This window comes from Marimonas arenosa (assembly GCF_030848945.1).
In the GTDB taxonomy this organism is placed as follows: Bacteria; Pseudomonadota; Alphaproteobacteria; order Rhodobacterales; family Rhodobacteraceae; genus Marimonas; species Marimonas arenosa.
Genome location: NZ_JANHAX010000001.1, coordinates 576731 through 602606 on the forward strand (window position 1 = coordinate 576731; position 25876 = coordinate 602606).

Here is a 25876-nt window from a genome sequence, read left to right on the forward strand (position 1 = left end):
CGCTGGCAGGCAAGCCATTTCGGCAGGATTCTGCCCCAAATGCAAGGAACAGGACCTATGGACAAACGGGCGATTCAGCTGATCGGCGTGCCGATGGACGCGGGCAAACGGCGACGGGGTTGCCTCATGGGGCCGGATGCCTATCGCACGGCGGGCATCGCCGAGACCTTCGCTTCCCTCGGCCACCAGGTCCGCGATATCGGCAATCTCGCCCCCGACGGCGTGGCACCGCTGCCGGCTCCGGCGCATGTCCACGCGGCCGAGGAAACCCTCGGCTGGACCCGCGCCATCGCGGCTGCGGCGAAGGCCGCCTGCGCCACCGGCGCGCTGCCGGTCTTTCTCGGCGGCGATCACGCGCTGTCGCTGGGCAGCGTCTCGGGCGTGGCGGCGCACGCGGCCCGGCAGGGGCGCCCGCAATTCCTGCTCTGGCTCGATGCCCATGCCGATTTCCACTCGGTCCACACCACCGAGAGCGGCCACCTGCATGGCACGCCGGTGGCCTATGTCACCGGCCAGCCCGGGTTCGACGGATTCCCGGCCCTGACCGCACCGGTCGCCGAGGAAAATGTCTGCCTGCTGGGTCTGCGCTCGGTCGACGGGCCCGAGCGCGAGCGGCTGCGCGCCAGCCGCATCCACTGCCATGACATGCGCGCAATCGATGAAACCGGAATCGTGCCGCTGCTGGAGGGTTTTCTCGACCGCGTTGCCGCCGCCGGCGGCGCGCTGCATGTCTCGCTCGATGTCGATTTTCTCGACCCCGGGATCGCGCCGGCGGTGGGCACCACGGTGCCGGGCGGCGCCACCTTCCGCGAGGCGCACCTGGTGATGGAGATGATCCATGACAGCGAAATGATAACCTCGCTCGATCTTGTCGAACTCAACCCCTTTCTCGACGAGCGTGGCCGCACGGCGCAACTGATGGTCGACCTGGCCGCGTCGGCCCTCGGCCGCCAGGTGTTCGACCGCCCGACCCGGGCCTTCGGATAAGGACACACGCTGTGACCCTCCCTGCCCCTTCGGACAAGGCGCTGGTGCCGTTCGTTTCGGTCGACCACATGATGAAGCTGGTACACCATGTCGGGATCGATGACATGCTACGCGGGTTGGCCGATTATATCGAAACCGATTTCCGCCGCTGGGAGCTGTTCGACAAGACGCCGCGGGTGGCGAGCCATTCCGAGGTCGGCGTGATCGAACTGATGCCGACCTCGGATGGCGAAGCCTATGGCTTCAAATATGTCAACGGCCATCCCAAGAACACGTCCGAGGGCCTGCAGACCGTGACCGCGTTCGGGCTGCTGGCCGACGTGTATACCGGCTATCCTGTGCTGCTGACCGAGATGACGTTCCTGACCGCGCTGAGAACCGCGGCCATGTCGGCGCTGGCGGCGAAATACCTGGCGCCGGAAGGGGCAGAAGCCATGGCGATGATCGGCAACGGCGCCCAGTCGGAGTTTCAGTCGCTCGCCATGAAGGCGGTGATCGGGCTGGACGAGGTGCGGCTCTATGACACTGACCCCGGGGCCACGGCCAAGGCCGCGCACAACCTTTCGAATAAGGGGTTGCGGGTGGTCGCCTGCCGCAGCGCCGAAGAAAGCATCGAAGGCGCACAGATCATCACCACCTGCACTGCCGACAAGCAGAATGCCAGGATCCTGACCGACAACATGGTTGGCAGCGGCGTGCACATCAACGCCATCGGCGGCGATTGCCCGGGCAAGACCGAGCTGGCACCGGACATCCTGCTGCGCTCGGACATCTTCGTTGAATACCCCGAACAAACCCGGATCGAGGGCGAGCTTCAGCAGATGGCCCCGGATCATCCTGTGACAGAGCTGTGGCAGGTGATCACCGGCCGGGCGCCGGGCCGACGCGACGCCCGCCAGATCACGCTGTTCGACAGTGTCGGTTTTGCCATCGAGGACTTCAGCGCCCTGCGCTTCGTCCGCGACCGGATCGCCGGCACCGGGTTGTTCCAGCCGCTGGACATGCTGGCCGATCCCGATGACCCGCGCGACCTGTTCGGCATGCTGATGCGCGCGGCACCGCACCCCGTCTGAAAACGCAATGCGGCCCCCGGCGCTTGGGGTCACCGGGGGCCGCAAACGGGAGTGGCGCGGCCGGGTTTCAGGGCCGCCCCGACTTACCCGTCCGTGGGCAGCTGACCCGAGGTCTGGGCCGCCTGCATCTCGTCGGCGTCGAGCGCGCCGTCGCCATCGATATCCATCGCCGAGAACGCCTCGGCTGTGACATCCGGGTAAACGGCCTGCACTTCTTCGATGGTGATCAGCCCGTCGCCATTGGCGTCGGTTTCGGACGCGGTGGCGGTCATCGCCAGCACCGGAGTGATCAGAAGGCTGAGCGCCGCGACACTTGCAAGCGATTTGGTCATTGTCCTTGTCTCCTTTTTGGAACCGAAAGCAGCGTGGCTTTCACCCGTGATGAAGCCGCAATCCGCACGCCCTGGAAACACCGTCCCCGGCCCGCCCCGGTTTCGCGCGCCGCTCCGCCGGAAACTCGAGTCGCCTCAGGCGGGAGATGGCCGGGCAAAATTCTGCCAAACGGTTTTGGCGGGAAAGCTCCTGCGGCCCGGGCGGTTTTCGGCGAGGAGCAGCCGGAAAAACGCCGGCCAGGGGCAACGGCGGGAATTGGCCGGCAGTGCGAATCCCTGTCGCGCAGAAAAAAAGGGGGGGCCGCTGGCCCCCCTCTGAGTTTCGCCGTTCAGGCTCACTCTTTGATTTACCGCCCGGTTTTTGCCTGCGGCCTGAACGTCGTCAGGGGCGAGCGCACCCGCCCCGTGTGATGATGGGCAAGGGCACGTCGTCCGCCCCCACCCTGTTCTTTCACGCCGCTTGATGCTGCGCGGCCCTTCCAGACAGGCTACCTTTTGCTTGTCCGTTGTTATGTATTTCCTCTACGCGCCGCCGCATGGCATCAAACGACACTTGGAAGTCTCGGGCGAGAGTACGGATTTGTCCCACTCGATAGCTGGCGTTTTTACGGATCAAGTGCTCAGGCATAAGCAAACACGTAGCGAAGGCGTTTGCCTCCAATTCAAGCCGCCTGTTTTGACCTCTAGTATCGGTTGACCTGTACGAGTTTCCGCGCAGTGGTAGAAATGGCACAACTTCTCCGTAGTCTTCACAATCCTCAACCGGTACGAAATCAGGTTCATTTCGATGCAACACATAATGCGCAATCTCATGAGCGACACTTAAGCGTCTTCTTTCAAAGCTTTGCCTAGCATTCACAACTATCCGGAAACCTGATTTGCTACCACAGTTCGGCGACTTTATGAGCACTGCCGAGACGTCGTCAGGAAGTTCTTCCTCATCGATTCTAAGACCTAATCTCATTGCCAGTTCATGGATATGTTGACCGGCAGACGAAGCAAATGATCTCAAATGCTTGCGATCTGCTTCGTCAATACGATTGTCGCTCTTGAAGTGCACCAAGTTTGACATTTCCCTACCCCACATCCTTTTCTCGCTTTGAGACCCGGCTATGAACCTCGGAACGCGCCAAGTCGATCGCACGCAGCGTCTCCTCCGCGTCCAAAAGCTCCTGATGCCTTTTCCGTGTCAGGAGGACATACGGGGAGCGCCGCTGAATGGCTCGGCACAAGCGATCCCACAGCAGATCAGACACCAAGCTAACCAGCTTGTCCCTGACCCAAACCGCTGGCAACAATAAGATCAAAACCCAATCGGACCAAGTCATTAGCTGCACCCCGAGGTTGCGCCGCAGGTGTTGCATTTCATGCAGGTGCCGTTGCGCACCAGGGTGTAGTTGCCGCAATCGCCACAGGCCTCGCCTTCGTAGCCCTGCATCTTGGCCTTGGTGCGAGCGTCCATCGCGACGGTGCCCGAGGCCATGGCGGTGGTCGAGCTGGCGCTCATCGCCACGGTGCTGCCGCCCGCGGCAAGGCTGCCGGTGGCCGCCTCGGCCGTCTCGGGCACCAACGTCTGCAACGCGTGTTGCGGATCAGTGGTGTCCAGGGCGGTGGCGCCGAGCGCCTGGCCGCCGTTCAGCACCACCAGCTCCTGCGGCAGCCGCTTGCGCAGATAGCCGGTCGAGCTGATCTGCTTGAGCACCTCGAGCGAGCGGTTGGCGGCGGTTTCCGACATCTCGGTGATGTTGGAGACCCCTTCCTCTTCGCCGCGGCCGAGATCGTCGAAGGACGCGCCTTCGGGCTTCACATGCGCCAGATCGGTGCGGTCGAGATAGCTCACCGCCAGTTCGCGGAAGATATAGTCGAGGATCGAGGTGGCGTTCTTGATGCTGTCATTGCCCTGCACCATGCCCGCCGGTTCGAACTTGGTGAAGGTGAAGGCATCGACGAACTCTTCCAGCGGCACGCCGTACTGGAGCCCGACCGAGACGGCGATGGCGAAGTTGTTCATCATCGCCCGGAAGCCGGCGCCCTCTTTGTGCATGTCTATGAAGATCTCGCCCAGCGAGCCGTCTTCGTATTCGCCGGTGCGCAGATACACCTTGTGACCGCCGACGATCGCTTTCTGGGTATAGCCCTTGCGACGCTCGGGCATCTTCTCGCGGTGCGATTTGACGATTTCCTTGACGACGACCTTCTCGATCACCTTCTCGGCCAGAACTTTGGCCTTTTCCTGGGCCGAGCCGGTTTCGAGAACCTCGGCCGCCTCCTCGTCATCTTCGACCAGGGCCGCGGCCAGCGGCTGGCTCAGTTTCGAGCCGTCGCGATAGAGCGCGTTGGCCTTGATCCCGAGCGACCAGCTGAGCTCGTAGGCTTTCTGGCAGTCCTCGATGGTGGCGTAATTCGGCATGTTGATGGTTTTCGAGATCGCGCCCGAGATGAAGCTCTGTGCCGCCGCCATCATGGTGATGTGGCTCTCGGTCGACAGGAACCGCTTGCCCTTCTTGCCGCAGGGGTTGGCGCAGTCGAAGATCGTGTAGTGCTCGGTCTTGAGATGCGGCGCGCCCTCCAGCGTCATGGTCCCGCAGACATGGTCGTTGGCGGCCTCGATATCGGCGCGGGCATAGCCCAGGTGCCGCAGCATGTCGAAGGTCGGGTCGTTCAGTTTTTCGGCTGGAATGCCCAGCACCTTGGTGCAGAACGCCTCGCCCAGGGTCCACTGGTTGAACACGAAGCGGATGTCGAAGGCCGAGTCCAGCGCCGCCTCGATCTTGTCGAGCTCGGCCGGGCCGAAACCGTGACCGATGAGCGAGGTGTGGTTGATTCCGGGCGCATTGCCGAGCGTGCCGTGACCGACCGCGTAGGAAATGATCTCTTCGATCTGGGCGCTGCCGTAGCCGAGTTTTTCCAGCGCCGCCGGCACCGAGCGGTTGATGATCTTGAAATAGCCGCCGCCGGCCAGCTTCTTGAACTTCACCAGCGCGAAGTCGGGCTCGATGCCGGTGGTATCGCAGTCCATCACCAGCCCGATGGTGCCGGTGGGGGCAATCACGCTGACCTGCGCATTGCGGTAGCCATGCTGTTCACCCAACCGCAGCGCCTCGTCCCAAACCGCCATCGACAGATCCACCAGGCGCGGATCGGGGCAGTTGCTGTGGTCGAGCGGCACCGGTTTGACGGCCAGGTTCTCGTAACCCTCGGTGGCGCCGTAGGCGGCGTTGCGATGGTTGCGGATCACCCGCAGCATGTGGTCGCGGTTGCGGGCATAGCCGTCGAAGGCCCCCTGTTCACCGGCCATCTCGGCCGACGTTGCATAGGCGACACCGGTCATGATCGCGGTCAGCGCGCCGCCCAGTGCGCGGCCCTCGTCGCTGTCGTAGCCCAGACCCATGTTCATCAGCAGACCGCCGATATTGGCATAGCCCAGGCCGAGGGTGCGGAAGTCATAGGAGAGCTGGGCGATTTCCTTGGACGGGAACTGCGCCATCAGCACCGAGATTTCCAACGTGATGGTCCACAGGCGCGTCACGTGCATGTAGTCCTCGGCCTGGAACTCACCGTCCTTGAGGAAGGTCAGCAGGTTCATCGACGCCAGGTTGCAGGCGGTGTCGTCGAGGAACATGTATTCCGAGCACGGGTTCGAGCCGCGGATCTGGCCGTCTTCCGGGCAGGTGTGCCAGGCGTTGATGGTGTCGTGATACTGGATGCCGGGATCGGCGCAGGCCCAGGCGGCGTGGCCGACCTGCTCCCACAGATCGCGGGCCTTGATGGTCTTGGCCACGCTGCCGTCGGTGCGGCGGATCAGTTCCCAGTCATCGTCGTTTTCGACCGCCTTGAGAAAGGCGTCGGTCACCCGGATTGAGTTGTTGGAGTTTTGTCCGGAGACCGACGCATAGGCTTCACTGTCCCAGTCAGTATCGTAGGTGGGGAACTCGATGCTGCCATAGCCCTGTTTGGCGTAGTCGAGCACGCGTTTGACATAGGTCTCGGGGATTGCGACTTTTTTGGCTTCGCGGATTGCCGTCTTCAGCGAGTCGTTCTTGTTGGGGTCGACCGCGTCTTCCAGCGCGCCGTCCCATGTGCTGATCGCCGCGAAGATGCCGTTGAGCTTTTCTTCGTGCATCTTCGATCCGGCCACGATCGAGGCGACCTTCTGCTCTTCCTTGACCTTCCAGTTGATGTATTCCTCGATGTCCGGGTGGTCGGCATCGACGATCACCATCTTGGCTGCCCGACGGGTCGTCCCGCCCGATTTGATGGCGCCGGCGGCGCGGTCGCCGATCTTGAGAAAGCCCATCAGCCCCGACGACTTGCCGCCGCCCGACAACGGCTCGTCGGCCGCGCGCAGCGAGCTGAAGTTGGTGCCGGTACCGGACCCGTATTTGAACAGGCGAGCCTCGCGCACCCAGAGATCCATGATGCCGCCGTCACCGACGAGATCGTCGGCCACCGACTGGATAAAGCAGGCATGCGGTTGCGGATGCTCATAGGCTGAACTCGACCGCGTCAGCGTCTTGGTCTCGGCATCGACATAGTAGTGGCCCTGGCTCGGCCCGTCGATGCCATAAGCCCAGTGCAGGCCTGTGTTGAACCATTGCGGCGAGTTCGGCGCCGCCCGCTGCGTCGCCAGCATGAAGCGCATCTCGTCGTAATAGGCCCGGGCATCGTGTTCGGTTGAAAAATAGCCACCTTTCCAGCCCCAGTAGGCCCAGGCGCCGGCGAGACGGTCGAACACCTGCTTCGACGAGGTTTCGCCACCGGTTTCGACCTCGCCGTTATCGGGGACGGACCGCCAAAGGAACTCGGGCACGCCCTTTTCCTTGACCTTCTTCAGCTTCGCCGGCACGCCCGCCTTGCGGAAATATTTCTGGGCAATCACGTCCGATGCCACCTGGCTCCAGCTTGCCGGCACCTCGACCTGTTCAAGCTTGAACACCACCGTCCCGTCGGGATTGCGAATCTCCGACGTCGTGGTCACAAAGTCCAGTTCTGCGTATGCGTCCTGACCTGCCTTAGTAAATTTTCTCTCGATTTTCATCGCTGCCCCATGATCCCAGCTTTTGACTTCCCCAAACAAAAACGACCGCCGTTCCAGCCGTACGAGCGCCGGAAGCAAGGGGGCAGGATCGGGCAAAAATCAGCCGGTCGCGACAGCCGCATTCGGGCATCGCATCATACTGCCAGCGTTGAGCGCCGGCTTTTTGTTGGCGTTTGTTTTTCCCTGCCTGTCCCCCGGGACCACTATATGTTGTGGCCCAACCAACCGGCTCGCACAATCTGCCGTGGCCGACCATAGAAGGTCAATTTCTTTTTTTCGAAAATTTCGGGATTTTAATGTTGACCGTGCCCTGTTCACAATTCCCCGTGCCGGGTCGGGTGATTCATTGCGATGTCTGGCGAGGCCAGCTTCACCCGGCTTGACCTTGTGGATGGATCGCGAAACAGTAGACATTCGGCTGGGTTATTGGAATGAGCCCAGCGCCCGTGATCGCGGGCAAGCTGAACCGGCATCCGGCGCCATGCCGCTCGGGCAGCGATCAGAAATTTTTCCGGACCACCTGCCGGACTGTCATCAAAGAGACACAGAATGTGCGCCAAGCGACTCTCGGACCTGCGAATCTCGAGCCTCTTCCGGGCCGCAGTGATCACCTTGAGCGGTTTTCTGGCGGCCTGTGACGCGCCGCACAAGGCCACGCCCGCAGAGCCGGACAGCTCTCCTGTGGTGACCTCGGCCTATTTTGCGGAAGACCCGGCCATACTGATCGACGCCGCGCGTTCGGCGTGCCGCAACCCGGGCGAGACCTTCGTGCAGCCCCGACCGGGCGTGACGCAATGCCGTCTGCTGTTGAACCCCGAAGCCACCGCGGCGGTGATTCTCCAGTTCGACGGGGCGATCCGCGATCTGCCACAACTGGTGGTCAGCATGGCCTCGGCCCGGGCCGGAGACGGGTTTGTCGTCACCGGCTGTGCGTTCCTGCGGGTCCCCCGCAAGGACGGCAGCGTCGCCCGCATCGCGCCGGTCGACCGGGCCGTTGAGACGAAGCTGAACGACATGCTGCGTGCCGTCGGCGGCAAACCCGTGCGCGAGGTGCCGGCAGACGTGACCGACCGGTGTTTCAGTCTGTAACGGGGTCATCATGCGCCACGATCCGCTGAAAGCGCTCATTCACATACCGAAGACCGCCGGGACCAGCATGAACGCCCAGCTCGCCGCTCATGGCGGACGCGGGCGCAAGCATATCGAACAGCTGGCAGGGCACCCGTGGAGGCTGGCGCGTCTTGCGGCGCGGGCCGACTGGGTATCGGGCCATCTGCCTCTGCGCGATATGCAGGCGCAGCTCGGGGCCGTGACTGATCGTCCGCTCGAAATCTATGCCTTTGTGCGCGATCCGATCGCTCAGGTCGCCTCGCATTACAACTGGTGGTATGTGGTCTGGCACCGCGGACCGCTGAGCTGGTGGCGGCAGGCCGCGCCGTTCCGGGCGCTGTCGCGGCGCATCCGGGCCGCCGACCCGACCGATCCGGATCAGGTGATCGCCATCCTGCGCGACAACGCGCCGCTCTTTCTGAACATGCAGGCCGACTATCTTCTGGGCACCCGCACGGCGATGGACCCGGCCGCCATCCGGGCAGCGCTGACCCGATTGGCCTTTGTCGGCCTCAACGACGACCTACCAGCATTGTGCGCGGCCATGGGACTGCCAGCCCCGAAACAAACGCCACGGCGCAACGTGAGTCCCTATTACTTCGACAAACGGGTGTTTTGGGAAGGCCCGGTGCGGGACTTCCTTGAAGACGCCCACGCCGGAGATATCGCGCTTTTCCAAGCGGTGCAGCGGATGCGGGGCAAGGATCGAGCAGCGCCCGCAGATCGACCGAAGCCGCGGTGATCGACGTGTCCCCAGGCGGGCAACGGGTGAACCGACTGCGGACAAACGGGGCTTTCCTCTGCCGGTCAACGCAATGCGCGCGGCGCGGCCGCACGCTTGCTTGGTCGGGGCGGCGAGATTCGAACTCACGACCCCCTGTACCCAAAACAGGTGCGCTACCAGACTGCGCCACGCCCCGAACCGCCGGTGTGTGTAATCGGGTGCCCTGCCCTTGTCCACGAAAAACGGCCCCGGAATTCACCGGGGCCGTCTTTTTTTGAACCAACGCGCTCAGTTCAGTGCGGCATCGGTGATCTCATGCGTCCAGGCGCCTTCGGGCTCCTTGGTGATCACCGGGTCCGAGCCGCCCGACAGAAGGCTTTGCACCGTGCGTTCGTAATCGGCGGGATCGAGCGCGCCGTTGGAACCGGCCGTCAGCTTGGCGATCTCGCCCATCATCCGCTTCTGGTGTTTCTCGGTCTGGGCGCCGGTGGCGTCGTTGTCGAGCACGATCATCGCCGCCTCGTCGGGGTTGTCCTCGGCGTATTTCCAGCCCTTCATCGAGGCCCGCACGAAACGCACCATCTTGTCCTTGAAGGCGGCATCTTCGAGGTTCGCGCCCAGCACGTACATGCCGTCCTCGAGCGTGGCGACGCCCTGGTCCTCGTATTTGAACACCACCAGTTCTTCCGGCGTCAGCCCGGCGTCGATGATCTGCCAGTATTCGTTATAGGTCATGGTCGAGACGCAATCGGCCTGGCCGTTGAGGATCGGATCGACGTTGAAGCCCTGCTTCAGCACGGTGACGCCATCGGCGCCGCCATCGGTCGAGAGCCCCAGCTTGCTCATCCAGCTGAGGAACGGGTATTCGTTGCCGAAGAACCAGACGCCCAGCGTCTTGCCCTTGAAATCGGCGGGGCTGGAAATCCCGCTGTCCTTGCGGCAGGTCAGCATCATGCCCGAGCTTTTGAACGGCTGGGCGATGTTGACCAGATCGAGCCCCTTCTCGCGGCTGGCCAGCGCCGAAGGCATCCAGTCGAGCACCACGTCAGCCCCGCCCCCGGCGATCACCTGCGCGGGGGCGATATCCGGGCCGCCGGGTTTGATGGTGACGTTCAGACCCTCTTCCTCGTAGAAGCCTTTGTCAGCCGCCACGTAGTATCCGGCGAACTGGGCCTGCGTGACCCATTTCAGTTGCAGTGTCACATCGTCGGCCGCCTGGGCCATTGTGGCGCCGAAGGCCATCGCCCCGGCAAGCGCCGCGCCTAACATTTGTTTCATTGGTCTCACTCCTTGTTGGTTTTGGTTTAGTTTATTGAAAGTCTCATCCCCGCCGTTGCGACGGGTGCCAGAAGGTCACCCATCTTTCCGCCAGCGCCACCGCGCCGTAAAACGCCGAGCCGACAATCGCGGCGACGGCGATTTCCGACCATACCATATCGAGCGCAAGCCGTCCGACCTCGGTTGAGATACGAAAGCCCATGCCCTTGATCGGCGAGCCGAAAAATTCGGCAACGATAGCGCCGATCAGTGCAAGCGTTGTGCAGATCTTGAGCCCGTTGAAGATGAACGGCATCGCCGCCGGCAGGCGCAGTTTCATCAGGCCCTGCCAGTAAGAGGCGGCATAGGTGCGCATCAGGTCGCGCTGCATCGCCTCGGAGGCCTGCAGCCCCTCGACGGTGTTCACCAGCATCGGGAAGAATACCATGACCACCACCACCGCCGCTTTCGAGTGCCAGTCGAACCCGAACCACATCACCAGGATCGGCGCCATGCCGACAATCGGAAGCGCGGCGACGAAATTGCCCACCGGCAGAAGGCCGCGCTGCAAAAACGGCGAGCGGTCGACGGCAATCGCCACCAGAACCGCCGCGCCGCAGCCGATGACATAGCCCGACAGAGCGCCTTTGAAGAAGGTCTGGACAAGATCGGTCCAGAGCGTGGGAATTTCGCCGGCGAAAGTCGTGGCAATCGCCGAGGGTGCGGGCAGCAGCACCGGGTTGATGCCGAAGCCGCGCACCATGCCTTCCCACAGGACAAGCACCGTGATGCCAAAGAGCGTAGGCACGAAAAGCCGCACCCAACGATCGCTGCTTGGCGACAGCCGGGCGTTGACCGCCCAGGCCAGAATCCAGAAAACCAGCGATCCGATCACCCAGCCATTCATCGCTGAAACCCCATGCGCCTGAGCGTCATGCCCTGCGCCAAGCCGATGGCCCAGACCAGTACCGCGGCCAGCGTGGCCGCGCCAAGAAGCGCCGACCAAATCTGCACCGTCTGGCCGTAATAACTGCCGGCCAGCAGCCGCGCGCCGAGGCCGCCATCCTGGCTGAGCGACAGTTCGGCCACCACCGCGCCGATCAGCGAGGCGGCAACACCGACCTTGAGCGAGGCGAAGAGATAAGGCGCGGAACTGGGAAGCCGCAGTTTCCAGAAGGTCTGGGCGCGGCTGGCGCTCCAGGTTTTCATCTGGTCCATCTGCATCGCGTCCGGCGAGCGCAGCCCCTTGACCATACCGACCACCACCGGGAAGAAGCTGAGATACATCGAGATCACGCCCTTGGCGATCAGGTCATCGACGCTGAGCGAGGCCAGCACCACCACGATCATCGGCGCAATCGCGAGGATCGGCACGGTCTGGCTGGCGATGATCCAGGGCATCACGCTCATGTCCATGGCGCGGCTATGCACGATGCTGACGGCCAACACGATTCCCAGAAGCGTCCCGAAGGCAAAGCCAAGAAGCGTCGCGCTCAGCGTGATCCAGCCATGCAGGATCAGCGAGCGCTTGGAAAACGCCCGGCCGCGTTCGACCATGCCCCAGGTGGTCTTCCACAACTCGGCGCCGACCTGGTGCGGCGCCGGCAGCTGCGGCCGGTCCTGTTCGTAAACCGTACGCCACAGGCCCGGGTTTTTCACAGCAAGCGCAATCCTGCCCATCTTGCGCCGCTCGGGCGCCTCGGCCGGTGTCACCTCCTGCCCCGCCCGCTGCGCCTGAATCGCCGCCTCGTGGATGTTCATCGGCACGCAGGCCGCGTACCACAGGCCAATGAGGGCGGCGATGACGGTGAGGATCGAGAGCGCCGATTTCATGCCTTGCCCCCCGCGCCCCGGGCTTGACCCGGGGCCTCCGCGACCCGCCGCCAGAGGTCCCGGGTCAAGCCCGGGACGGGATTTGCCCGCTCAATCGTCATAGGCATGCCCGGCCCTCAACCCCTCGCGAACGCGGTGGGCAATTTCGAGGAATTCCGGCGTGTCACGGATATCGAGCGGCCGCTCGCGCGGCAGGGTGTTTTCGATCACATCGGTGATCCGGCCCGGCCGCGGGCTCATCACCACGATGCGGGTCGACAGATACACCGCCTCGGGGATCGAATGGGTGACGAAGCCGATGGTCTTGTGGGTCTTGTCCCACAGCTCCAACAGTTGCTCGTTGAGATGGTCGCGCACGATCTCGTCAAGCGCGCCGAAGGGTTCGTCCATCAGCAGGATATCGGCGTCGAACGCCAAGGCGCGGGCGATGCTGGCGCGTTGCTGCATGCCGCCCGACAACTGCCAGGGGAATTTCTTGCCGAAGCCGCGCAGATCGACGAGGTCGAGCACCCGGTCGATGTGATCCTTCCACTCGGATTTCGGAAAGCCCATGATCTCCAGCGGCAGCTGGATGTTGCCCCGGATCGTGCGCCACGGGTAAAGCCCGGCATGCTGGAAGACATAACCGTAAGCCCTTGCCTTCCTTGCCTCTTCCGGGCTCATGCCATTGACAGAGACAGCGCCGCCGGTGGGTTGCTCCAAGGCGGCCACGACCCGCAGAAAGGTCGTCTTGCCACAGCCCGACGGGCCGATGAAGCTGACGAAATCGCCCTTCATGATGTCGAGCGAGACGTCTTTCAGTGCGTGCACCGGGCCATCGTTGGTCTGAAAGGTCAGGTCCAGGTTTTCGGCCTTGATGACGGGTTCGCTCACACTGCAAGCCCCCACAGTTTCGGTTCGGCGAACTCGATTGAATTGCCGGCGGGGTCACGAACATAGACCGAACGGGCGCCGTTGGGCCAACGGAAATCGGCCTCGATCTCTATGCCCGCGCCGACCAAGGTTTCCACCATTTTTTCAATATCCTCCGCATCCATGGCAAAGCACAGATGCCCGGGCCCGTCGGCGCCGTGCGGCGGCACTGGCAACGGGTCTCCGGGCGCCGGGGGCTTGCGCGTCTCGACCGCCACGAAGAGCAGCACGATAGTGTTCCCCGCGCGATAGAAGATGTTGCGCGGTTCGTGGCGGCGCACCTCTTCGAGGCCCAGAACGCCGCCATAAAAGGCCGCCGCGGCCTCGAGATCGTCGACATAGAGCGCGGCTTCGAGCACGTTGTTGATGGCGGGCATGGCGCTTACACCCCCGTGGCCGGAATGCCGGTGCGCACCACCGGCTGCGGCGCGGTGAGGTCCTTCCACTGGGACAGCGCCCGGTTCACCGTGGCGTTGGGTTCGCGGGCGACGAACTGGCCGTGGCCCTCCTGGGTGCGGATCTCGCCATCGTGGACAGCGACATGGCCGCGCGACAGAGTGAAGCGCGGCAAGCCCTTCACCTTGTGGCCCTCGAAAACGTTGTAGTCGATTGCCGATTGCTGGCTTCCGGCGGTGATGGTCTTCTCCTTTGCCGGGTCCCAGACCACGATATCGGCGTCGGCGCCAACCAGGATTGCACCCTTTTTCGGATAGCAATTCAATATCTTGGCGATGTTTGTTGAAGTCACCGCAACAAACTCGTTCATCGTCAGCCGCCCGGTGGCGACGCCGTTGGTCCAGAGCATCGGCATCCGGTCCTCAAGCCCGCCGGTGCCATTCGGAATCTTGGTGAAATCGCCGACGCCATAGCGTTTCTGCTCGGTGGTAAAGGCACAGTGATCGGTCGCCACCACGGACAGCGACCCGCTTTGCAGCCCGGCCCACAGGCTGTCTTGGTGCTGCTTGTTGCGGAAGGGCGGGCTCATCACCCGGCGGGCGGCGTGGTCCCAATCCTTGTTGAAATACTCACTCTCATCCAGCGTTAGGTGCTGGATCAGCGGCTCGCCCCAGACCCGCTTGCCCTGCATCCGGGCGCGGCGGATGGCCTCGTGGCTGTCCTCGCAGGAGACATGCACAACATAAAGCGGCGCGCCGGCCATGTCGGCGATCATGATGGCGCGGTTGGTGGCCTCGCCCTCGACCTGCGGCGGGCGGGAATAGGCATGCGCCTCGGGGCCGGTATTGCCTTCGCGCAGGAGGCGGGCGGAAAGCTCGGCCACCACATCGCCGTTCTCGGCATGGACCATCGGGGTCGCGCCGAGCTCGGCCAGGCGCAGGAAGCTGGCATAGAGCTCGTCATCGTTGACCATCAGCGCGCCCTTGTAGGCCAGGAAGTGCTTAAACGTATTGATTCCGCGCTCTTGCACAACGGCCTTCATGTCGTCGAAAACCTGTTCGCCCCACCATGTCACCGCCATGTGGAAGCTGTAATCGCAATTGGCCCGGGTCGATTTGTTGTCCCAGCGTTTCAGCGCGTCGAGCAGGCTTTCGCCCTGGTTGGGCAGCGCGAAATCGACCACCATCGTGGTGCCGCCGGCGAGACCGGCGCGGGTACCGGATTCGAAGTCGTCGGAGCTGTAGGTGCCCATGAACGGCATTTCCAGATGGGTATGCGGGTCGATGCCGCCGGGCATCACGTAGCAGCCGGTGGCGTCAAGCTCGGTGTCGCCTTTCAGTCCTGGGCCTATCTCGGTGATCACGCCGCCTTCGATCAGGACGTCGGCCGGATAGGTCAGGTCGGCGGTCACGACGGTGCCGTTCTTGATGACTGTGGTGCTCATGTGTTTTCTCCCCGTTTGGTCTGGCGCTGCGGTTTTTCAACGCACAGCGGTGCATTGGTGATCCCGGCCTTGCGCATCTCGGGCGTGACGAGCGGATGACGCGCGCCGTATTGCAGGTAATAGTAGCAGGGCCCGGGCCGGTCCGGATCGTATCGCGCGATCATGTCGTCCACCGTCACCCCTGGCGGCAGTGCGGCGATGATCTCATCCGATGGCATATGATCAAGCTTTTCCCAGCGCTGCCCTTGCACCTGTTGCGTCGGAGGAGCGGAACAGGCCGTGAGTAGAGCGGCGATGAGAAGGAACGGTATGTGTTTCATGTCGTCCTGTGCAGTTGATCAATGGATGCTTCCGAACACACTGATGGCATCGCCGTGCACGCCGATATCGACGGGGCCGAACCTGCTTTCGACGGCGAGCGAGAACACTTTGGCCCACGGGATGTAGAGCACCCGGTAGGCTCCGGTCGAGCGGGTGACCGCCCAGCAGGTCGCGGTCATGCCGCCGGAGAACAGGGTCTCGACCTCTTCCGGTTCGATCAGCGCCTCGCGGAATTCCTTGAGCAGCAGCCGGTGCCAGTCGGGCGGCATCGGCACAACCTGCCCGACGCTGCGCAGGTTGCCGGCATCGGGGTCGTAATCGTGCAGTTCGCTGGCGATGCGATGTTTGATTTCCGAGGCGCGCGGCGCTGTCACGTCCATCACCGCACCTCCCCCGCGTCCCGGGCTTGACCCGGGACCTCTGCCGCAAAGATCAGTGCAACAGATGCGTAAGATCCCGCCAATCGGGATTGAACTCGGCAATCAACCGGTTCTTCCACGCCCTGCGCCAGCGCTTGATACTGCGCTCGCGCCGCAACGAGGTTTCGAACTCCTCGTGTTCCTCGAACCAGACCAGCGTCCTGATCTTGTATTTCGCGGTATGTTCGGAAAGCCCGGCGCGATGCACTTCGACGCGCGATCGGATATTTATCGATCGCCCGGTGTAAAGTGCGCCCCCGGGGCGCGATGCCAGGATGTAGACCCAATGCGACATCCCCCAGACTTGATGCACTAAGGTTAACACAACGTGAAGCCCGCCCCGGGCTTGACCCGGGGCCTCTGTGCGTGTCGAGCAAGAGGTCCCGGGTCAAGCCCGGGACGGGTGATTCCTGTGGCGACCTCACTCCACGATCCCCGCCGTTTCCACCACCGCATGCATCAGCACATCGGCGCCGGCGGTGGCCCAGTCCCTGGATATCTCCTCGGCCTCGTTGTGGCTGAGGCCATCAACGCAGGGGCACATTACCATCGCGGTAGGCGCGACCTGGTTGATCCAGCAGGCGTCGTGACCGGCGCCGGAGATCAGGTTCATGTGGCTGTATCCCAGCCGCTCGGCGGCGTTGCGCACCGCCGTCACGCAGCCGCTATCGAACGTCACCGGGTCGAAGCCGCCGACCTTCTCCATCTCCAGATCCAGCCCCATGTCGCGGCAGATCTCTTCCGCCGCCGCCTTCAAACGTGCCTCCATGTCGAGGATCACGGCATGTTCGGGCGAGCGGAAATCGACGGTGAACACCACCTTGCCCGGGATCACGTTGCGCGAATTGGGAAAGACGTCGATGTGGCCCGCCGCGCCCACCGCGTGGGGGGCATGGGACCAGGCGATCTCGTCGACCTTTTCGAGGATGCGCGCCATGCCGAGCCCGGCATTGCGGCGCATCGGCATCGGGGTCGAGCCGGTATGGGCATCCTTGCCGGTGACGGTGATCTGGGTCCAGCTGAGCCCCTGGCCGTGGGTGACAACGCCGATATCCTTGCCTTCGGCTTCGAGAATGGGACCCTGCTCGATGTGAAGTTCGAACATCGCGTGCATCTTTCGGGCGCCAACCGGCTCATCGCCTTCCCAGCCGATCCGCTTGAGCTCGTCGCCGAACCGCTTTCCGTCCGCATCGACCCGGTCCTTGGCCCAATTCTCGGTATGGATGCCGGCAAACACGCCCGAAGAAAGCATTGCGGGGGCATAGCGGGTGCCCTCCTCGTTGGTCCAGTTGACCACGACGATCGGGTGTTTGGTCTTGATGTTCAGGTCATTCAGCGTGCGGACAATCTCGAGCCCCCCGAGCACGCCCAGCACGCCATCATACTTGCCTCCCGTCGGCTGGGTGTCGAGATGCGAGCCGACATAGACCGGCAGGGCATCTGGGTCGGTACCTTCCCGCCGGGCGAACATGTTGCCCATGGTGTCGAGCCCCATCGTGCACCCCGCGGCCTCGCACCAGCGCTGGAAAAGCGCCCGGCCTTCGCCGTCTTCGTCGGTCAGCGTCTGGCGGTTGTTGCCGCCGGCCACGCCGGGGCCGATCTTTGCCATTTCCATCAGACTGTCCCAGAGGCGGTCGCCGTTGATTTTCAGGTTCTCTCCCGGGGCTGGCATGGCGCTTGTCCTTCCTGTTGCATGATCGGCGCAGATGCGGGACCGCTGATCCGCTGCCCCGTCGCGCTTATTTTGACCAACTGGTAAAACCCACGCTAACATGGGTTTACAGGCAGTCAAGAACTTCGCATGATTGCCTCCCGCGAACAAAGGAAAACCATCTTGGCACGGCACGATCTGGTCAATCCTTGATCAATTCAGCCCGGCGCGGAGTAAGCGATGCAGCAACCGGCGCGCACAACGACCCGGATCCAACGCAAGAACACCGCCGTCATTCTCGAGGCGGCACTCGAGGTGTTTTCCGCTCACGGCTTCCGCGGCGCGACGGTCGACCAGATCGCTCAGGCCGCCGGGCTGTCGAAGCCCAATCTGCTCTATTATTTCCCGTCGAAAGAGGCGATCCATACCGCTCTGCTCGACGGGCTGATGGAAACCTGGCTCGATCCGTTGCGCGCACTCGACGAGGATGGCGATCCGTTGGCGGAAATCCTCGGCTATGTCCGCCGCAAGCTTGAAATGAGCCGCGACTACCCACGCGAAAGCCGGCTGTTCGCCAACGAGATCATCCAGGGCGCGCCCCGGATCGGACCGGCGCTTTCCGGCGAGTTGAAACAGCTCGTCGACGAGAAGGCCGAGATCATTCACCGCTGGATCGCCGACGGAAAGATCGCCCCGGTGAACCCGCATCACCTGATCTTTTCGATCTGGGCTCTGACCCAGCACTACGCCGATTTCGATGTGCAGGTGCACGCGGTGTTGGGTGGGCCGGAAATCGACCCCTACCCCGAGGCCGGCGCCTATCTCGACACCTTGTTCACCCGGATGTTGACCCCCTGACCGGTTGCCGTTGACCACCCGGAAATGCCTTGCCCGCATCACGGTGCCGCGCGTAGGCTGGCGACAGGTTCTTTTTGCGGAAACGCATTATGCGACAGGTTATTGTATCTCTCTTGCTTATGGCTGGATTTTCTCTGCCCGGCACCGGTACCGCGCAATCCGTTGACCCGTTGGCAAACTGGGGGCTTCGCGCCACCCGGGGCGCGGCCGCGGGCTATGTCGATGATACGGCCTGCGCCGAATGCCATGCCGACAAGGCGGAAAGCTATGCCGAGATGGGCATGGCAAAGAGCTTCTACCGCCCCTCCAGCGCGCCGGTGATCGAGAATTTCGCGCTGCCGCCTTTCCATCATGCCCCGTCCGGGCGCCACTACCAGATGCGGCGCGACGGCGACGGCCTGATCTTCCGGCGCTGGCGCCAGGCCCCGGACGGCAGCGTGGTCGATGTGTTCGAACGCCGGGTCGACTGGATCCTGGGCTCGGGACACCACGTGCGGACCTATCTCTATCAGACCGCCGACGGCGCTCTGTTCGAACTGCCGCTCGCCTGGTATGCGCAGGGTGGCTATTGGGAGATGAACCCGGGGTTCGAATTCGAAAACCAGCAGGGCGTGCTGCGCCAGGTGCCACGGCGATGCATGGTGTGCCACAATGCCCTGCCCGAGGTGCCCGTGGGCAGCGACCGGGTCGGAATGCCGGATCTCTTCCCGCACGATCTGCCGCAGGGGCTCGGCTGCCAGCGCTGCCACGGTCCCGGTGCCGCCCATGTCCGGCGCGCGATCGCCGGCGAGGCCAACACCGACCTGCTGCGCGCGCTGATCGTCAATCCGGGCAAACTGCCGCGCGACCGGCTGTATTCGATCTGCTACGGCTGCCACATGCAGCCCACGGTGGCCGTGAACGCCCCGCTGCGTGGCGGTCGCGGGATCTATTCCTTCCGGCCCGGACAGGACGGCAACGCCTACCTCACCCATATCGACATCACCGATGCGACCCGCGCCGAGGACGCACGCTTCGAGATCAACCACCACCCCTACCGCCTCGAACAAAGCGCCTGTTTCCAGCAGAGCGGTGGCCAGCTCGGCTGCCTCGACTGCCACGATCCCCACGTGAAGATCAAACCGGAAGAGCGCGCGGCGCATTACCGCAAGGCCTGCCTGAGCTGCCACGAGACGGATGCCAGCGGGCTGCCGGTCCAGACCAGCGGCCGGCCGCATCCGGCCATGTCGCAGACCGACGATTGTACCGCCTGTCACATGCCGGAGCGCCGCACCCAGGATGTTATCCACGTCACCATGACCGATCATCGCATCAGCCGTGACCCCGGCGATCTGGCGGAGCTGACCGCGCCGGTCGCCAAGATCCCGGCCGAGGTGACGGCTGTGCGGCTTCTGCGCGAAGGCGTTCTGTCGGATGACGAGAAGGTCATCCAGCAGGTGTTGGCGATCTTCTCACATACCGGGCGGCGGGCCGATTACGCGGCCGACGCGCTGGCGCGGGTGCTGGAGCGCAGCGACTGGCCGCATGCCGGACCCTGGCTGGAGCTGGCCAAGTCGCGGCAGGTGCTGGAGTATTACGACAAGGCGCTTGCCGCCGCAGACGCCGCGCTTGCCCGCGACCCGGCCAACCCCGACGCCCTGGGCACCCGCGCCCTGGCCCTGATCAAGCTCGGGCGCCTCGACCAGGCGCTGGCAGCGCTTGATCGCACGCTCGAGATCGCGCCGGATTTCGCCAAGCACCGCTTCAACCGCGCGGTGACGCTGTTGCTGATGGGCCAGCAAGAGGCGGCGCTGGCCGAGGCCCGCCGGATTGTCGCGCGACGCGACAACCACTGGGCCGCCTGGCGCATGATCGGCGAGATTGGCGCGGCCCGGGGCGACGATGCCGCCGCCATCGCGGCCTATCTCGAGGCCCTGGCCATCGAGCCGCGCGCGCCGCGCGTGCGGGACAAGCTGATCGGGATACTGAAAGCCACCGGCCAGCCGGAAGAAGCCGCCCGTCACGGTTTGCCCGAATAGAAACGCCATCGAAGGACCGGACAGCGGGTTCAGGCGGGTGCGGGAATTTGCGCTGCCGGCACTTGCTCTGGCGGGTATGATCCAAGGTTTCGCACTGGCATGGACGACCCAGTCACGCCGCCGAGCGATGCGCGGCTCAGTGCTCGGTGTCCTTCAGGCCAGAACCACTCTGCCATGGCCGCAAACGTCACACCGGCCAGTTCCGTCACTTTCAATGATACCATACCGACCCGCACCAGTATCGCTGGATCGTCCTGTGGCGACTCGACCCATGCCGCAGTGCCCGCGCTCACTCAGCGGCACAGCCCGATCCGGGATTGTTCGGATGCGTCGTCCAGTTGGCGTAGTCGTCGGTTACCGTCCGGCCGGTGCGCGGGTCGACCGATCCGGCCGCCATCCGCTCCATGGTGATGCAATCCTCGACAGGGCAAACATTGATGCACAGGTTGCAGGCCACGCATTCGGAATCGTTGACCTCGAACACGCGTCCCGGCTTCATCCAGATCGCCTGGTGGCTGGTATCCTCGCAGGCGGCGAAACAGCGGCCGCATTTGATGCATTTGTCCTGGTCGATCTTCGCCTTGGTGACGTAATTGAGGTTGAGGAACTGCCAGTCGGTGACGTTGGGCACGGCCTGCCCCACGAACTCGGACGTGCTGGCATAACCTTTCTTGCCCATCCAGTCGCCGAGCCCCGAGATCATCTCCTGCACCACCTTGAAACCATAGGTCATGGCGGCGGTGCAGACCTGGACGTTGCCGGCCCCGAGCGCCATGAACTCGGCCGCGTCGCGCCATGTCGTGACACCGCCGATGCCGGAAATCGGCAAACCCTTGCATTCGGGATCGCGGGCGATCTCGGCCACCATGTTGAGCGCGATCGGCTTCACCGCCGGTCCGCACATGCCACCATGGCTGCCCTTACCGTCAATCGACGGCTCGGGGCTGAACGAGTCCAGATCGACCGAGGTGATCGAACTCACGGTGTTGATCAGGCTGACCGCATCGGCGCCGCCCTTGTGGGCGGCCCGCGCCGGATAGCGGATGTCGGTGATGTTGGGCGTCAGTTTGACGATCACCGGCTTGTCGTAGTTCTGTTTGCACCAGCGGGTGACCATCTCGATATATTCCGGCACCTGGCCCACGGCACTGCCCATGCCGCGCTCGCTCATACCGTGCGGGCAGCCGAAATTGAGCTCGATGCCGTCGGCGCCGGTTTCGGCCACGCGCGGCAGGATCGCGCGCCACGCTTCCTCGGTGCAGGGCACCATCAACGACACGATCACCGCGCGGTCGGGGTAATCGGCCTTCACCCGGGCGATTTCTTCCAGGTTGGTCTCCAACGGCCGGTCGGTGATCAGCTCGATGTTATTGAGCGCCAGCAGCCGCCGGTCTGCCCCCCAGACCGCGCCGTAGCGCGGCCCGTTGACATTGACGATCGGCGGGCCATCCTCGCCCAGGGTCTTCCAGACCACGCCGCCCCAGCCGGCCTCGAAGGCGCGGCGGACGTTGTATTCCTTGTCGGTGGGCGGCGCCGAGGCCAGCCAGAACGGGTTGGGGCTCTTGATCCCCAGGAAATCTGTCGTGAGATCTGTCATATTTCTGCCCTCCTCAGCCTACCAGGCTGGCATGAATATCTTCGGCCGCATCGCGGCCCTCGGCGACCGCCGTCACGGTCAGGTCGTCACCGCCAGAGGCGCAGTCGCCCCCGGCCCAGACACCGGCCCGCGAGGTGCGGCCGGCCCCGGTGACGATGATCTTTCCGCCTTCGATGGTCAGCGCACCAGGCGCGCCCTCAAGCTTCTGCCCGATGGCCATCAGCACCTGGTCGGCCGCCAGGCGCAGGGTCTCGCCGCTGCCATCGGTATAAGCCAGTTCGACCTCCGCGACCGCGCCGTCACCAAAGAATCCGGCCGGCTGCACGCCGGTCAGGATCGTCACGCCCTTCTCGGCGGCCAGATCCTGCTCGAAACGGCTCGCCTTCATTGCCTCACGGCCCCGGCGATAGGCGATGGTGACGTGCTCGGCTCCCAGAAGCTTGGCCTGCACCGCGGCGTCGATGGCGGTCATCCCGCCACCGATCACCACGACGTTGCGCCCGACCGCAAGGGAGGAGAGGTCTTCGGCCTGGCGCAGACGTCCAATGAATCCCACCGCATCTTCGACCCCGGCAAGCTCGGAGCCGGGCAAGCCGAGCGCATTGACGCCGGCAAGGCCCATCCCGAGGAACACCGCGTTATATTGGGTGTGCAACGCATCCAGGCTCATGTCGCGGCCCAGGGCCTGACCGTGCCGCAGCTCGATCCCGCCAATCGCGACGAGCCAGTCGATTTCGGCCCGGGCAAAACCGCCGGTGCTTTTGTAGGCGGCGATTCCAAACTCGTTGAGACCACCGGGTTTTTCCCGCGCATCGAACACCACCACGTCATGCCCATGCATCGCGAGGCGGTGGGCGCAGGCCAGACCAGCCGGACCCGCGCCCACAACGGCCACCGACTTGCCAGTGGGCGCCGCACGGGAGAACGGCTGCGGCCCCTGGGCCATCGCGGTATCGGTGGCAAAGCGCTGCAACCGCCCAATCTCGACCGGTTTGCCCTCGGCGGTCTCGCGCACGCAGACCTCTTCGCACAGCGTCTCGGTCGGGCAGACCCGGGCGCACATGCCGCCCAGGATGTTCTGGCTCAGGATCGTCGCCGCCGCCGCCAGCGGCGTTTCGGTCGCGATCTGGCGGATGAAGAGCGGAATGTCGATCGCGGTCGGACAGGCCTCCATGCAGGGCGCGTCGTGACAGAAATAGCAGCGGTCGGCCGCGACACGCGCCTCGTGCGCATCCAGCGGCGGATGCAGGTCGGCGAAGTTCCGCGCCAGCGTGTCGGACGCCAGCCGACCCGCCACGATGCCCGGTGTTCGCGGGGAATGCGCCATGGCAAAAAATCTCCCTGTTCTTCCTAGATACAGGGTGACACAGATTCATTTTTTATCAATTGGTAAATTTTTTGCTGACAGCGCGCCGCGCCCACGAACTACGAAATGCTCAATTTTTCTGAAAAAATTCGCGTCACACGCCCAGGAAACGATCACGGGTCAGTTGGTCCAGGTCGGCAAACTTGCCTTGCCATACGGTTTTGCCGCGTTCGAGAATCACGCCCCGGTCGGCCACCAGGCCGAGCTCTTTCAGCGACTTGTCCACCACCAGGATCGCAAGACCGGTTTCGCGCTTGAGCCGCGAAATCGCAGCCCAAATCTCGGCCCGGATCACCGGCGCCAGCCCCTCGGTCGCCTCGTCGAGGATCAGCAGCCGTGGATTGGTCATCAGGGCGCGGCCGATCGCCAGCATCTGCTGCTCGCCGCCCGACAGCGAGGACGCCATCTGGCCCTGCCGCTCCTCCAGCCGCGGGAACAGTTCCGCGACCTTCGCCAGCGTCCAGTCCCCAGGCCGTGCCGCCGCCACTAGGTTTTCCCGCACCGTCAGATTGGGAAAACAGCGCCGCCCCTCCGGCACCAGCCCCAGCCCCGCCCGGGCGGCACGGTGCGATGGCCAGCGGGCGATGTCCTGTCCATCAAAGGCCAGCGCCCCGCCGCGGTGCTTGAGCATCCGGCAGACCACCTTGATCGTGGTGGTTTTGCCCATGCCATTGCGGCCCATCAGCGCCACCACCTCGCCCGGTTCGACATGCAGGCTGACATCGAACAGGGCCTGGCTGGGACCGTAGAAGGCCGACACATGATCGAGGCGCAGAAGGCTCATGCCGCGTCCTCCTCGCCGAGATAGGCCTCGCGCACCTCGGCGTTGGCCCGGATCTCGTCGGGCGTGCCGGTGGCGATGATGCGGCCATAAACCAGCACGGAAATCCGGTCCGCCAGCTGGAAAACCGCGTCCATATCGTGCTCGACCAGCAGGATCGGCGCCCGGCTTTTGAGCCGCTGCAGCAGCGGCACCAACTGGGCCGAGCCCTCGGCGCCAAGGCCCGCCATCGGCTCGTCCATCAGAAAGACATGCGGCTGGAGCGTCAGCGCGACCGCCACCTCGAGTTGGCGGCGCTGGCCATGGCTGAGATCGGCGACGCGGAACTTCGCATACTCTTCGAGGCCGACCTCGCGCAGCGCCTGCATGGCGACCTCGGTCAGATCGCGATCCTTCATCACCCGGGCGAACAGGCCCAACGGCTTCTGCCGTGCCCCGAGCGCCCCCAGAACGGCGTTCTGAAGCACCGAATCTTCCATCGCCAGCGAAGAGATCTGGAACGTCCGCCCAAGACCGGCGCGTGCACGCGCCACGGTGTCGAGCGCCGTCACGTCGCGTCCCTCGAGATGCACCCTGCCCCGGTCCGGCTGCAGACTGCCCGCGATCTGTGCAATCAGCGTGGTCTTGCCCGCCCCGTTGGGACCGATCAGCGCGTGGATCTCGCCCGGGACCAGGTCCAGCGACACGTCGTCGGAGGCTTTCAGCGCCCCGAAGCTCTTGGAGATGCCTTCGATCTTCAGAACGGGCTCAGCCATGGCCGCCCCCCTCGCCCGCGCTGTCACGCCGTGCCTGCCCCGCGATCAGCCCGATCAGCCCGCCCCGGGCGAACAGCACCACGATCAACAGCAGCAAGCCCAGCCAGATATGCCAGTAGTCGCTCATGCCGCCCAGCACTTCCTCGAGGATGATGAAAAGCGCCGCCCCGGCCACCGGCCCGAACAGGCGCGCCACACCGCCGAGGATGACGAAGACCATGATCTCGCCGCTGGTCTGCCAGGAAAACATCGCCGGGCTGACGAAACGGTTGAGGTCGGCATAGAGGGCGCCGGCAAGCCCGGTGATCGCGCCCGAGATCACGAAAGCGGCGAGCCGCAACCGGTAGGGCTCGATGCCGACCGCGCGGACGCGGGCCTCGTTCTGGCGCGCCGCGTTGAGCGCCAGGCCGAAACCCGACCGTGCGATGCGGGCAACGACGACGAGCGCCAGCATCAGCGCCGCAAAGCACAGACCGAAGAACTGGATCGGCACCAACGTGTTGAGGCCGGGGAAACGGTCGCGGACATAGATCGACAACCCGTCCTCGCCGCCATAGGCCGGCCAGGAGATGGTGAAGTAATAGAACATCTGCCCGAAAGCGAGGGTGATCATGATGAAATAGACGCCCGAGGTGCGCAGGCTCAGCGCCCCGGTCAGCAGCGCCACCAGCGCCGAAGCGACGATCGCCACCAGCCAGATGACCGGCATGAACTGGGTGCCCTCGATCACCACCGGCCATTCGAACAGCGGCGTGTAACTTTGTGCGTGGCTTGCCAGGATCCCCGCCGCGTAGCCGCCGATGCCAAAGAACATGGCGTGCCCGAGGCTGACCAGGCCGCCGAGCCCGAGCGCCAGGTTCAGCCCGACGCCGGCCAAGGCAAGGATGGCGACGCGGGTCGAGAGCGTGACGATATAGGGCTCGTCCGAAAAATGCGCCCAGAGCGGCACCAGCAGCAGGCCAAAGACCAGCGCGGTATTGATGAGACCTTCGCGGGAAATCATC

The 25876-nt window shown here is 64.1% G+C and carries 24 protein-coding genes and 1 tRNA gene; 6 read left to right on the forward strand and 19 right to left on the reverse strand.

The features are described from left to right. The first annotated feature begins 57 nt into the window (after window positions 1-57). Both rocF and ocd read left to right on the forward strand, forming a co-directional pair. Window positions 58-987, forward strand: coding sequence for an arginase (rocF, locus tag NO357_RS02800; RefSeq protein ID WP_306734090.1), 930 nt, complete (start codon window positions 58-60; stop codon window positions 985-987). Window positions 988-998: 11 nt separating this feature from the next. Next, window positions 999-2060 carry an ornithine cyclodeaminase gene (gene ocd / locus NO357_RS02805; RefSeq protein WP_306734091.1) on the forward strand — a complete coding sequence of 354 codons (1062 nt, stop codon included), beginning with the start codon at window positions 999-1001 and terminating at the stop codon, window positions 2058-2060. 83 nt (window positions 2061-2143) lie between these two features. Here the strand turns inward: ocd and NO357_RS02810 are convergent, their stop codons facing one another. The 3 genes from NO357_RS02810 to NO357_RS02820 form a co-directional block, all read right to left on the reverse strand. Then, a complete protein-coding gene (locus tag NO357_RS02810) occupies window positions 2144-2392 on the reverse strand; it encodes an EF-hand domain-containing protein (RefSeq protein ID WP_306734092.1) in 249 nt (82 codons plus the stop codon). A gap of 451 nt (window positions 2393-2843) precedes the next feature. Continuing rightward, window positions 2844-3452 carry an ImmA/IrrE family metallo-endopeptidase gene (locus tag NO357_RS02815; RefSeq protein WP_306734758.1) on the reverse strand — a complete coding sequence of 203 codons (609 nt, stop codon included), beginning with the start codon at window positions 3450-3452 and terminating at the stop codon, window positions 2844-2846. Window positions 3453-3719: 267 nt separating this feature from the next. Then, window positions 3720-7430: a vitamin B12-dependent ribonucleotide reductase gene (locus tag NO357_RS02820; protein WP_306734093.1), complete on the reverse strand. Its 3711-nt coding sequence runs from the start codon at window positions 7428-7430 to the stop codon at window positions 3720-3722. 549 nt (window positions 7431-7979) lie between these two features. On the opposite strand from NO357_RS02820, the gene NO357_RS02825 reads away from it, so the two are divergent. Together NO357_RS02825 and NO357_RS02830 are read left to right on the forward strand one after the other, a co-directional pair. Further along, a complete protein-coding gene (locus NO357_RS02825) occupies window positions 7980-8519 on the forward strand; it encodes a hypothetical protein (protein WP_306734094.1) in 540 nt (179 codons plus the stop codon). 10 nt (window positions 8520-8529) lie between these two features. Further along, window positions 8530-9282 carry a hypothetical protein gene (locus NO357_RS02830; protein WP_306734095.1) on the forward strand — a complete coding sequence of 251 codons (753 nt, stop codon included), beginning with the start codon at window positions 8530-8532 and terminating at the stop codon, window positions 9280-9282. Window positions 9283-9383: 101 nt separating this feature from the next. Here NO357_RS02830 and NO357_RS02835 read toward each other — a convergent pair. The 11 genes from NO357_RS02835 to NO357_RS02885 form a co-directional block, all read right to left on the reverse strand. Continuing rightward, window positions 9384-9460, reverse strand: a tRNA-Pro gene (locus NO357_RS02835). 92 nt (window positions 9461-9552) lie between these two features. Then, window positions 9553-10542 carry an ABC transporter substrate-binding protein gene (locus NO357_RS02840; RefSeq protein WP_306734096.1) on the reverse strand — a complete coding sequence of 330 codons (990 nt, stop codon included), beginning with the start codon at window positions 10540-10542 and terminating at the stop codon, window positions 9553-9555. Between the two features lie 43 nt (window positions 10543-10585). Beyond that, the gene (locus NO357_RS02845) at window positions 10586-11428 is read right to left on the reverse strand and encodes an ABC transporter permease (protein WP_306734097.1); all 843 of its coding nucleotides are present in this window, start codon (window positions 11426-11428) and stop codon (window positions 10586-10588) included. Continuing rightward, entirely contained in the window at window positions 11425-12354 is a 930-nt protein-coding gene (locus NO357_RS02850; protein ID WP_306734098.1) for an ABC transporter permease, read from the reverse strand. The genes NO357_RS02845 and NO357_RS02850 overlap by 4 nt, the downstream gene beginning before the upstream one ends. Before the next feature lie 90 nt (window positions 12355-12444). Continuing rightward, a complete protein-coding gene (locus NO357_RS02855) occupies window positions 12445-13227 on the reverse strand; it encodes an ABC transporter ATP-binding protein (RefSeq protein WP_306734099.1) in 783 nt (260 codons plus the stop codon). After that, the gene (locus tag NO357_RS02860) at window positions 13224-13643 is read right to left on the reverse strand and encodes a VOC family protein (protein ID WP_306734100.1); all 420 of its coding nucleotides are present in this window, start codon (window positions 13641-13643) and stop codon (window positions 13224-13226) included. The genes NO357_RS02855 and NO357_RS02860 overlap by 4 nt, the downstream gene beginning before the upstream one ends. A gap of 5 nt (window positions 13644-13648) precedes the next feature. Then, entirely contained in the window at window positions 13649-15106 is a 1458-nt protein-coding gene (gene hydA / locus NO357_RS02865; protein WP_306734101.1) for a dihydropyrimidinase, read from the reverse strand. Then, entirely contained in the window at window positions 15103-15426 is a 324-nt protein-coding gene (locus NO357_RS02870; protein ID WP_306734102.1) for a putative periplasmic lipoprotein, read from the reverse strand. Before NO357_RS02870 ends, hydA begins: the two co-directional genes overlap by 4 nt. An 18-nt stretch (window positions 15427-15444) precedes the next feature. Next, the gene (locus NO357_RS02875) at window positions 15445-15807 is read right to left on the reverse strand and encodes a hypothetical protein (RefSeq protein ID WP_306734103.1); all 363 of its coding nucleotides are present in this window, start codon (window positions 15805-15807) and stop codon (window positions 15445-15447) included. A 52-nt stretch (window positions 15808-15859) separates the two neighbouring features. Continuing rightward, on the reverse strand, window positions 15860-16141 hold the full coding sequence (locus NO357_RS02880) for a GIY-YIG nuclease family protein (RefSeq protein WP_306734104.1): 282 nt from the start codon (window positions 16139-16141) through the stop codon (window positions 15860-15862). 126 nt (window positions 16142-16267) lie between these two features. Further along, window positions 16268-17518, reverse strand: a complete 1251-nt coding sequence (locus NO357_RS02885) for a Zn-dependent hydrolase (RefSeq protein ID WP_306734105.1) — start codon at window positions 17516-17518, stop codon at window positions 16268-16270. Window positions 17519-17737: 219 nt separating this feature from the next. Between NO357_RS02885 and NO357_RS02890 the strand changes: the two genes are divergently transcribed. Together NO357_RS02890 and NO357_RS02895 are read left to right on the forward strand one after the other, a co-directional pair. Beyond that, window positions 17738-18355, forward strand: coding sequence for a TetR family transcriptional regulator C-terminal domain-containing protein (locus NO357_RS02890; RefSeq protein WP_306734106.1), 618 nt, complete (start codon window positions 17738-17740; stop codon window positions 18353-18355). An 89-nt stretch (window positions 18356-18444) separates the two neighbouring features. Next, window positions 18445-20373, forward strand: a complete 1929-nt coding sequence (locus NO357_RS02895) for a tetratricopeptide repeat protein (protein ID WP_306734107.1) — start codon at window positions 18445-18447, stop codon at window positions 20371-20373. A gap of 289 nt (window positions 20374-20662) precedes the next feature. Here NO357_RS02895 and preA read toward each other — a convergent pair whose 3' ends face one another. The 5 genes from preA to NO357_RS02920 all read right to left on the reverse strand — a co-directional run bounded on the left by preA (window position 20663) and on the right by NO357_RS02920 (window position 25872). After that, a complete protein-coding gene (preA, locus tag NO357_RS02900) occupies window positions 20663-21970 on the reverse strand; it encodes an NAD-dependent dihydropyrimidine dehydrogenase subunit PreA (protein ID WP_306734108.1) in 1308 nt (435 codons plus the stop codon). A 13-nt stretch (window positions 21971-21983) separates the two neighbouring features. Then, window positions 21984-23297 (reverse strand): NAD(P)-dependent oxidoreductase, encoded by a 1314-nt coding sequence (locus NO357_RS02905; RefSeq protein ID WP_306734109.1) that lies wholly within the window; start codon window positions 23295-23297, stop codon window positions 21984-21986. Between the two features lie 133 nt (window positions 23298-23430). Continuing rightward, the gene (locus tag NO357_RS02910) at window positions 23431-24120 is read right to left on the reverse strand and encodes an ABC transporter ATP-binding protein (RefSeq protein WP_306734110.1); all 690 of its coding nucleotides are present in this window, start codon (window positions 24118-24120) and stop codon (window positions 23431-23433) included. Beyond that, a complete protein-coding gene (locus NO357_RS02915; RefSeq protein WP_306734111.1) occupies window positions 24117-24872 on the reverse strand; it encodes an ABC transporter ATP-binding protein in 756 nt (251 codons plus the stop codon). The genes NO357_RS02910 and NO357_RS02915 overlap by 4 nt, the downstream gene beginning before the upstream one ends. Beyond that, window positions 24865-25872 carry a branched-chain amino acid ABC transporter permease gene (locus NO357_RS02920; RefSeq protein ID WP_306734759.1) on the reverse strand — a complete coding sequence of 336 codons (1008 nt, stop codon included), beginning with the start codon at window positions 25870-25872 and terminating at the stop codon, window positions 24865-24867. Before NO357_RS02920 ends, NO357_RS02915 begins: the two co-directional genes overlap by 8 nt. Window positions 25873-25876: the final 4 nt, after the last annotated feature.

What these genes read in the sequence shown, in the direction of transcription:
- rocF (WP_306734090.1), top strand. Translation starts at nt 58, where the DNA reads ATGGACAAACGGGCGATTCAGCTGATCGGCGTGCCGATGGACGCGGGC.
- NO357_RS02810 (WP_306734092.1), bottom strand. Translation starts at nt 2,392, where the DNA reads ATGACCAAATCGCTTGCAAGTGTCGCGGCGCTCAGCCTTCTGATCACT.
- NO357_RS02820 (WP_306734093.1), bottom strand. Translation starts at nt 7,430, where the DNA reads ATGAAAATCGAGAGAAAATTTACTAAGGCAGGTCAGGACGCATACGCA.
- NO357_RS02825 (WP_306734094.1), top strand. Translation starts at nt 7,980, where the DNA reads ATGTGCGCCAAGCGACTCTCGGACCTGCGAATCTCGAGCCTCTTCCGG.
- NO357_RS02830 (WP_306734095.1), top strand. Translation starts at nt 8,530, where the DNA reads ATGCGCCACGATCCGCTGAAAGCGCTCATTCACATACCGAAGACCGCC.
- NO357_RS02840 (WP_306734096.1), bottom strand. Translation starts at nt 10,542, where the DNA reads ATGAAACAAATGTTAGGCGCGGCGCTTGCCGGGGCGATGGCCTTCGGC.
- NO357_RS02845 (WP_306734097.1), bottom strand. Translation starts at nt 11,428, where the DNA reads ATGAATGGCTGGGTGATCGGATCGCTGGTTTTCTGGATTCTGGCCTGG.
- NO357_RS02850 (WP_306734098.1), bottom strand. Translation starts at nt 12,354, where the DNA reads ATGAAATCGGCGCTCTCGATCCTCACCGTCATCGCCGCCCTCATTGGC.
- NO357_RS02860 (WP_306734100.1), bottom strand. Translation starts at nt 13,643, where the DNA reads ATGCCCGCCATCAACAACGTGCTCGAAGCCGCGCTCTATGTCGACGAT.
- hydA (WP_306734101.1), bottom strand. Translation starts at nt 15,106, where the DNA reads ATGAGCACCACAGTCATCAAGAACGGCACCGTCGTGACCGCCGACCTG.
- NO357_RS02870 (WP_306734102.1), bottom strand. Translation starts at nt 15,426, where the DNA reads ATGAAACACATACCGTTCCTTCTCATCGCCGCTCTACTCACGGCCTGT.
- NO357_RS02875 (WP_306734103.1), bottom strand. Translation starts at nt 15,807, where the DNA reads ATGGACGTGACAGCGCCGCGCGCCTCGGAAATCAAACATCGCATCGCC.
- NO357_RS02880 (WP_306734104.1), bottom strand. Translation starts at nt 16,141, where the DNA reads ATGTCGCATTGGGTCTACATCCTGGCATCGCGCCCCGGGGGCGCACTT.
- NO357_RS02885 (WP_306734105.1), bottom strand. Translation starts at nt 17,518, where the DNA reads ATGCCAGCCCCGGGAGAGAACCTGAAAATCAACGGCGACCGCCTCTGG.
- NO357_RS02890 (WP_306734106.1), top strand. Translation starts at nt 17,738, where the DNA reads ATGCAGCAACCGGCGCGCACAACGACCCGGATCCAACGCAAGAACACC.
- NO357_RS02895 (WP_306734107.1), top strand. Translation starts at nt 18,445, where the DNA reads ATGCGACAGGTTATTGTATCTCTCTTGCTTATGGCTGGATTTTCTCTG.
- preA (WP_306734108.1), bottom strand. Translation starts at nt 21,970, where the DNA reads ATGACAGATCTCACGACAGATTTCCTGGGGATCAAGAGCCCCAACCCG.
- NO357_RS02905 (WP_306734109.1), bottom strand. Translation starts at nt 23,297, where the DNA reads ATGGCGCATTCCCCGCGAACACCGGGCATCGTGGCGGGTCGGCTGGCG.
- NO357_RS02910 (WP_306734110.1), bottom strand. Translation starts at nt 24,120, where the DNA reads ATGAGCCTTCTGCGCCTCGATCATGTGTCGGCCTTCTACGGTCCCAGC.
- NO357_RS02915 (WP_306734111.1), bottom strand. Translation starts at nt 24,872, where the DNA reads ATGGCTGAGCCCGTTCTGAAGATCGAAGGCATCTCCAAGAGCTTCGGG.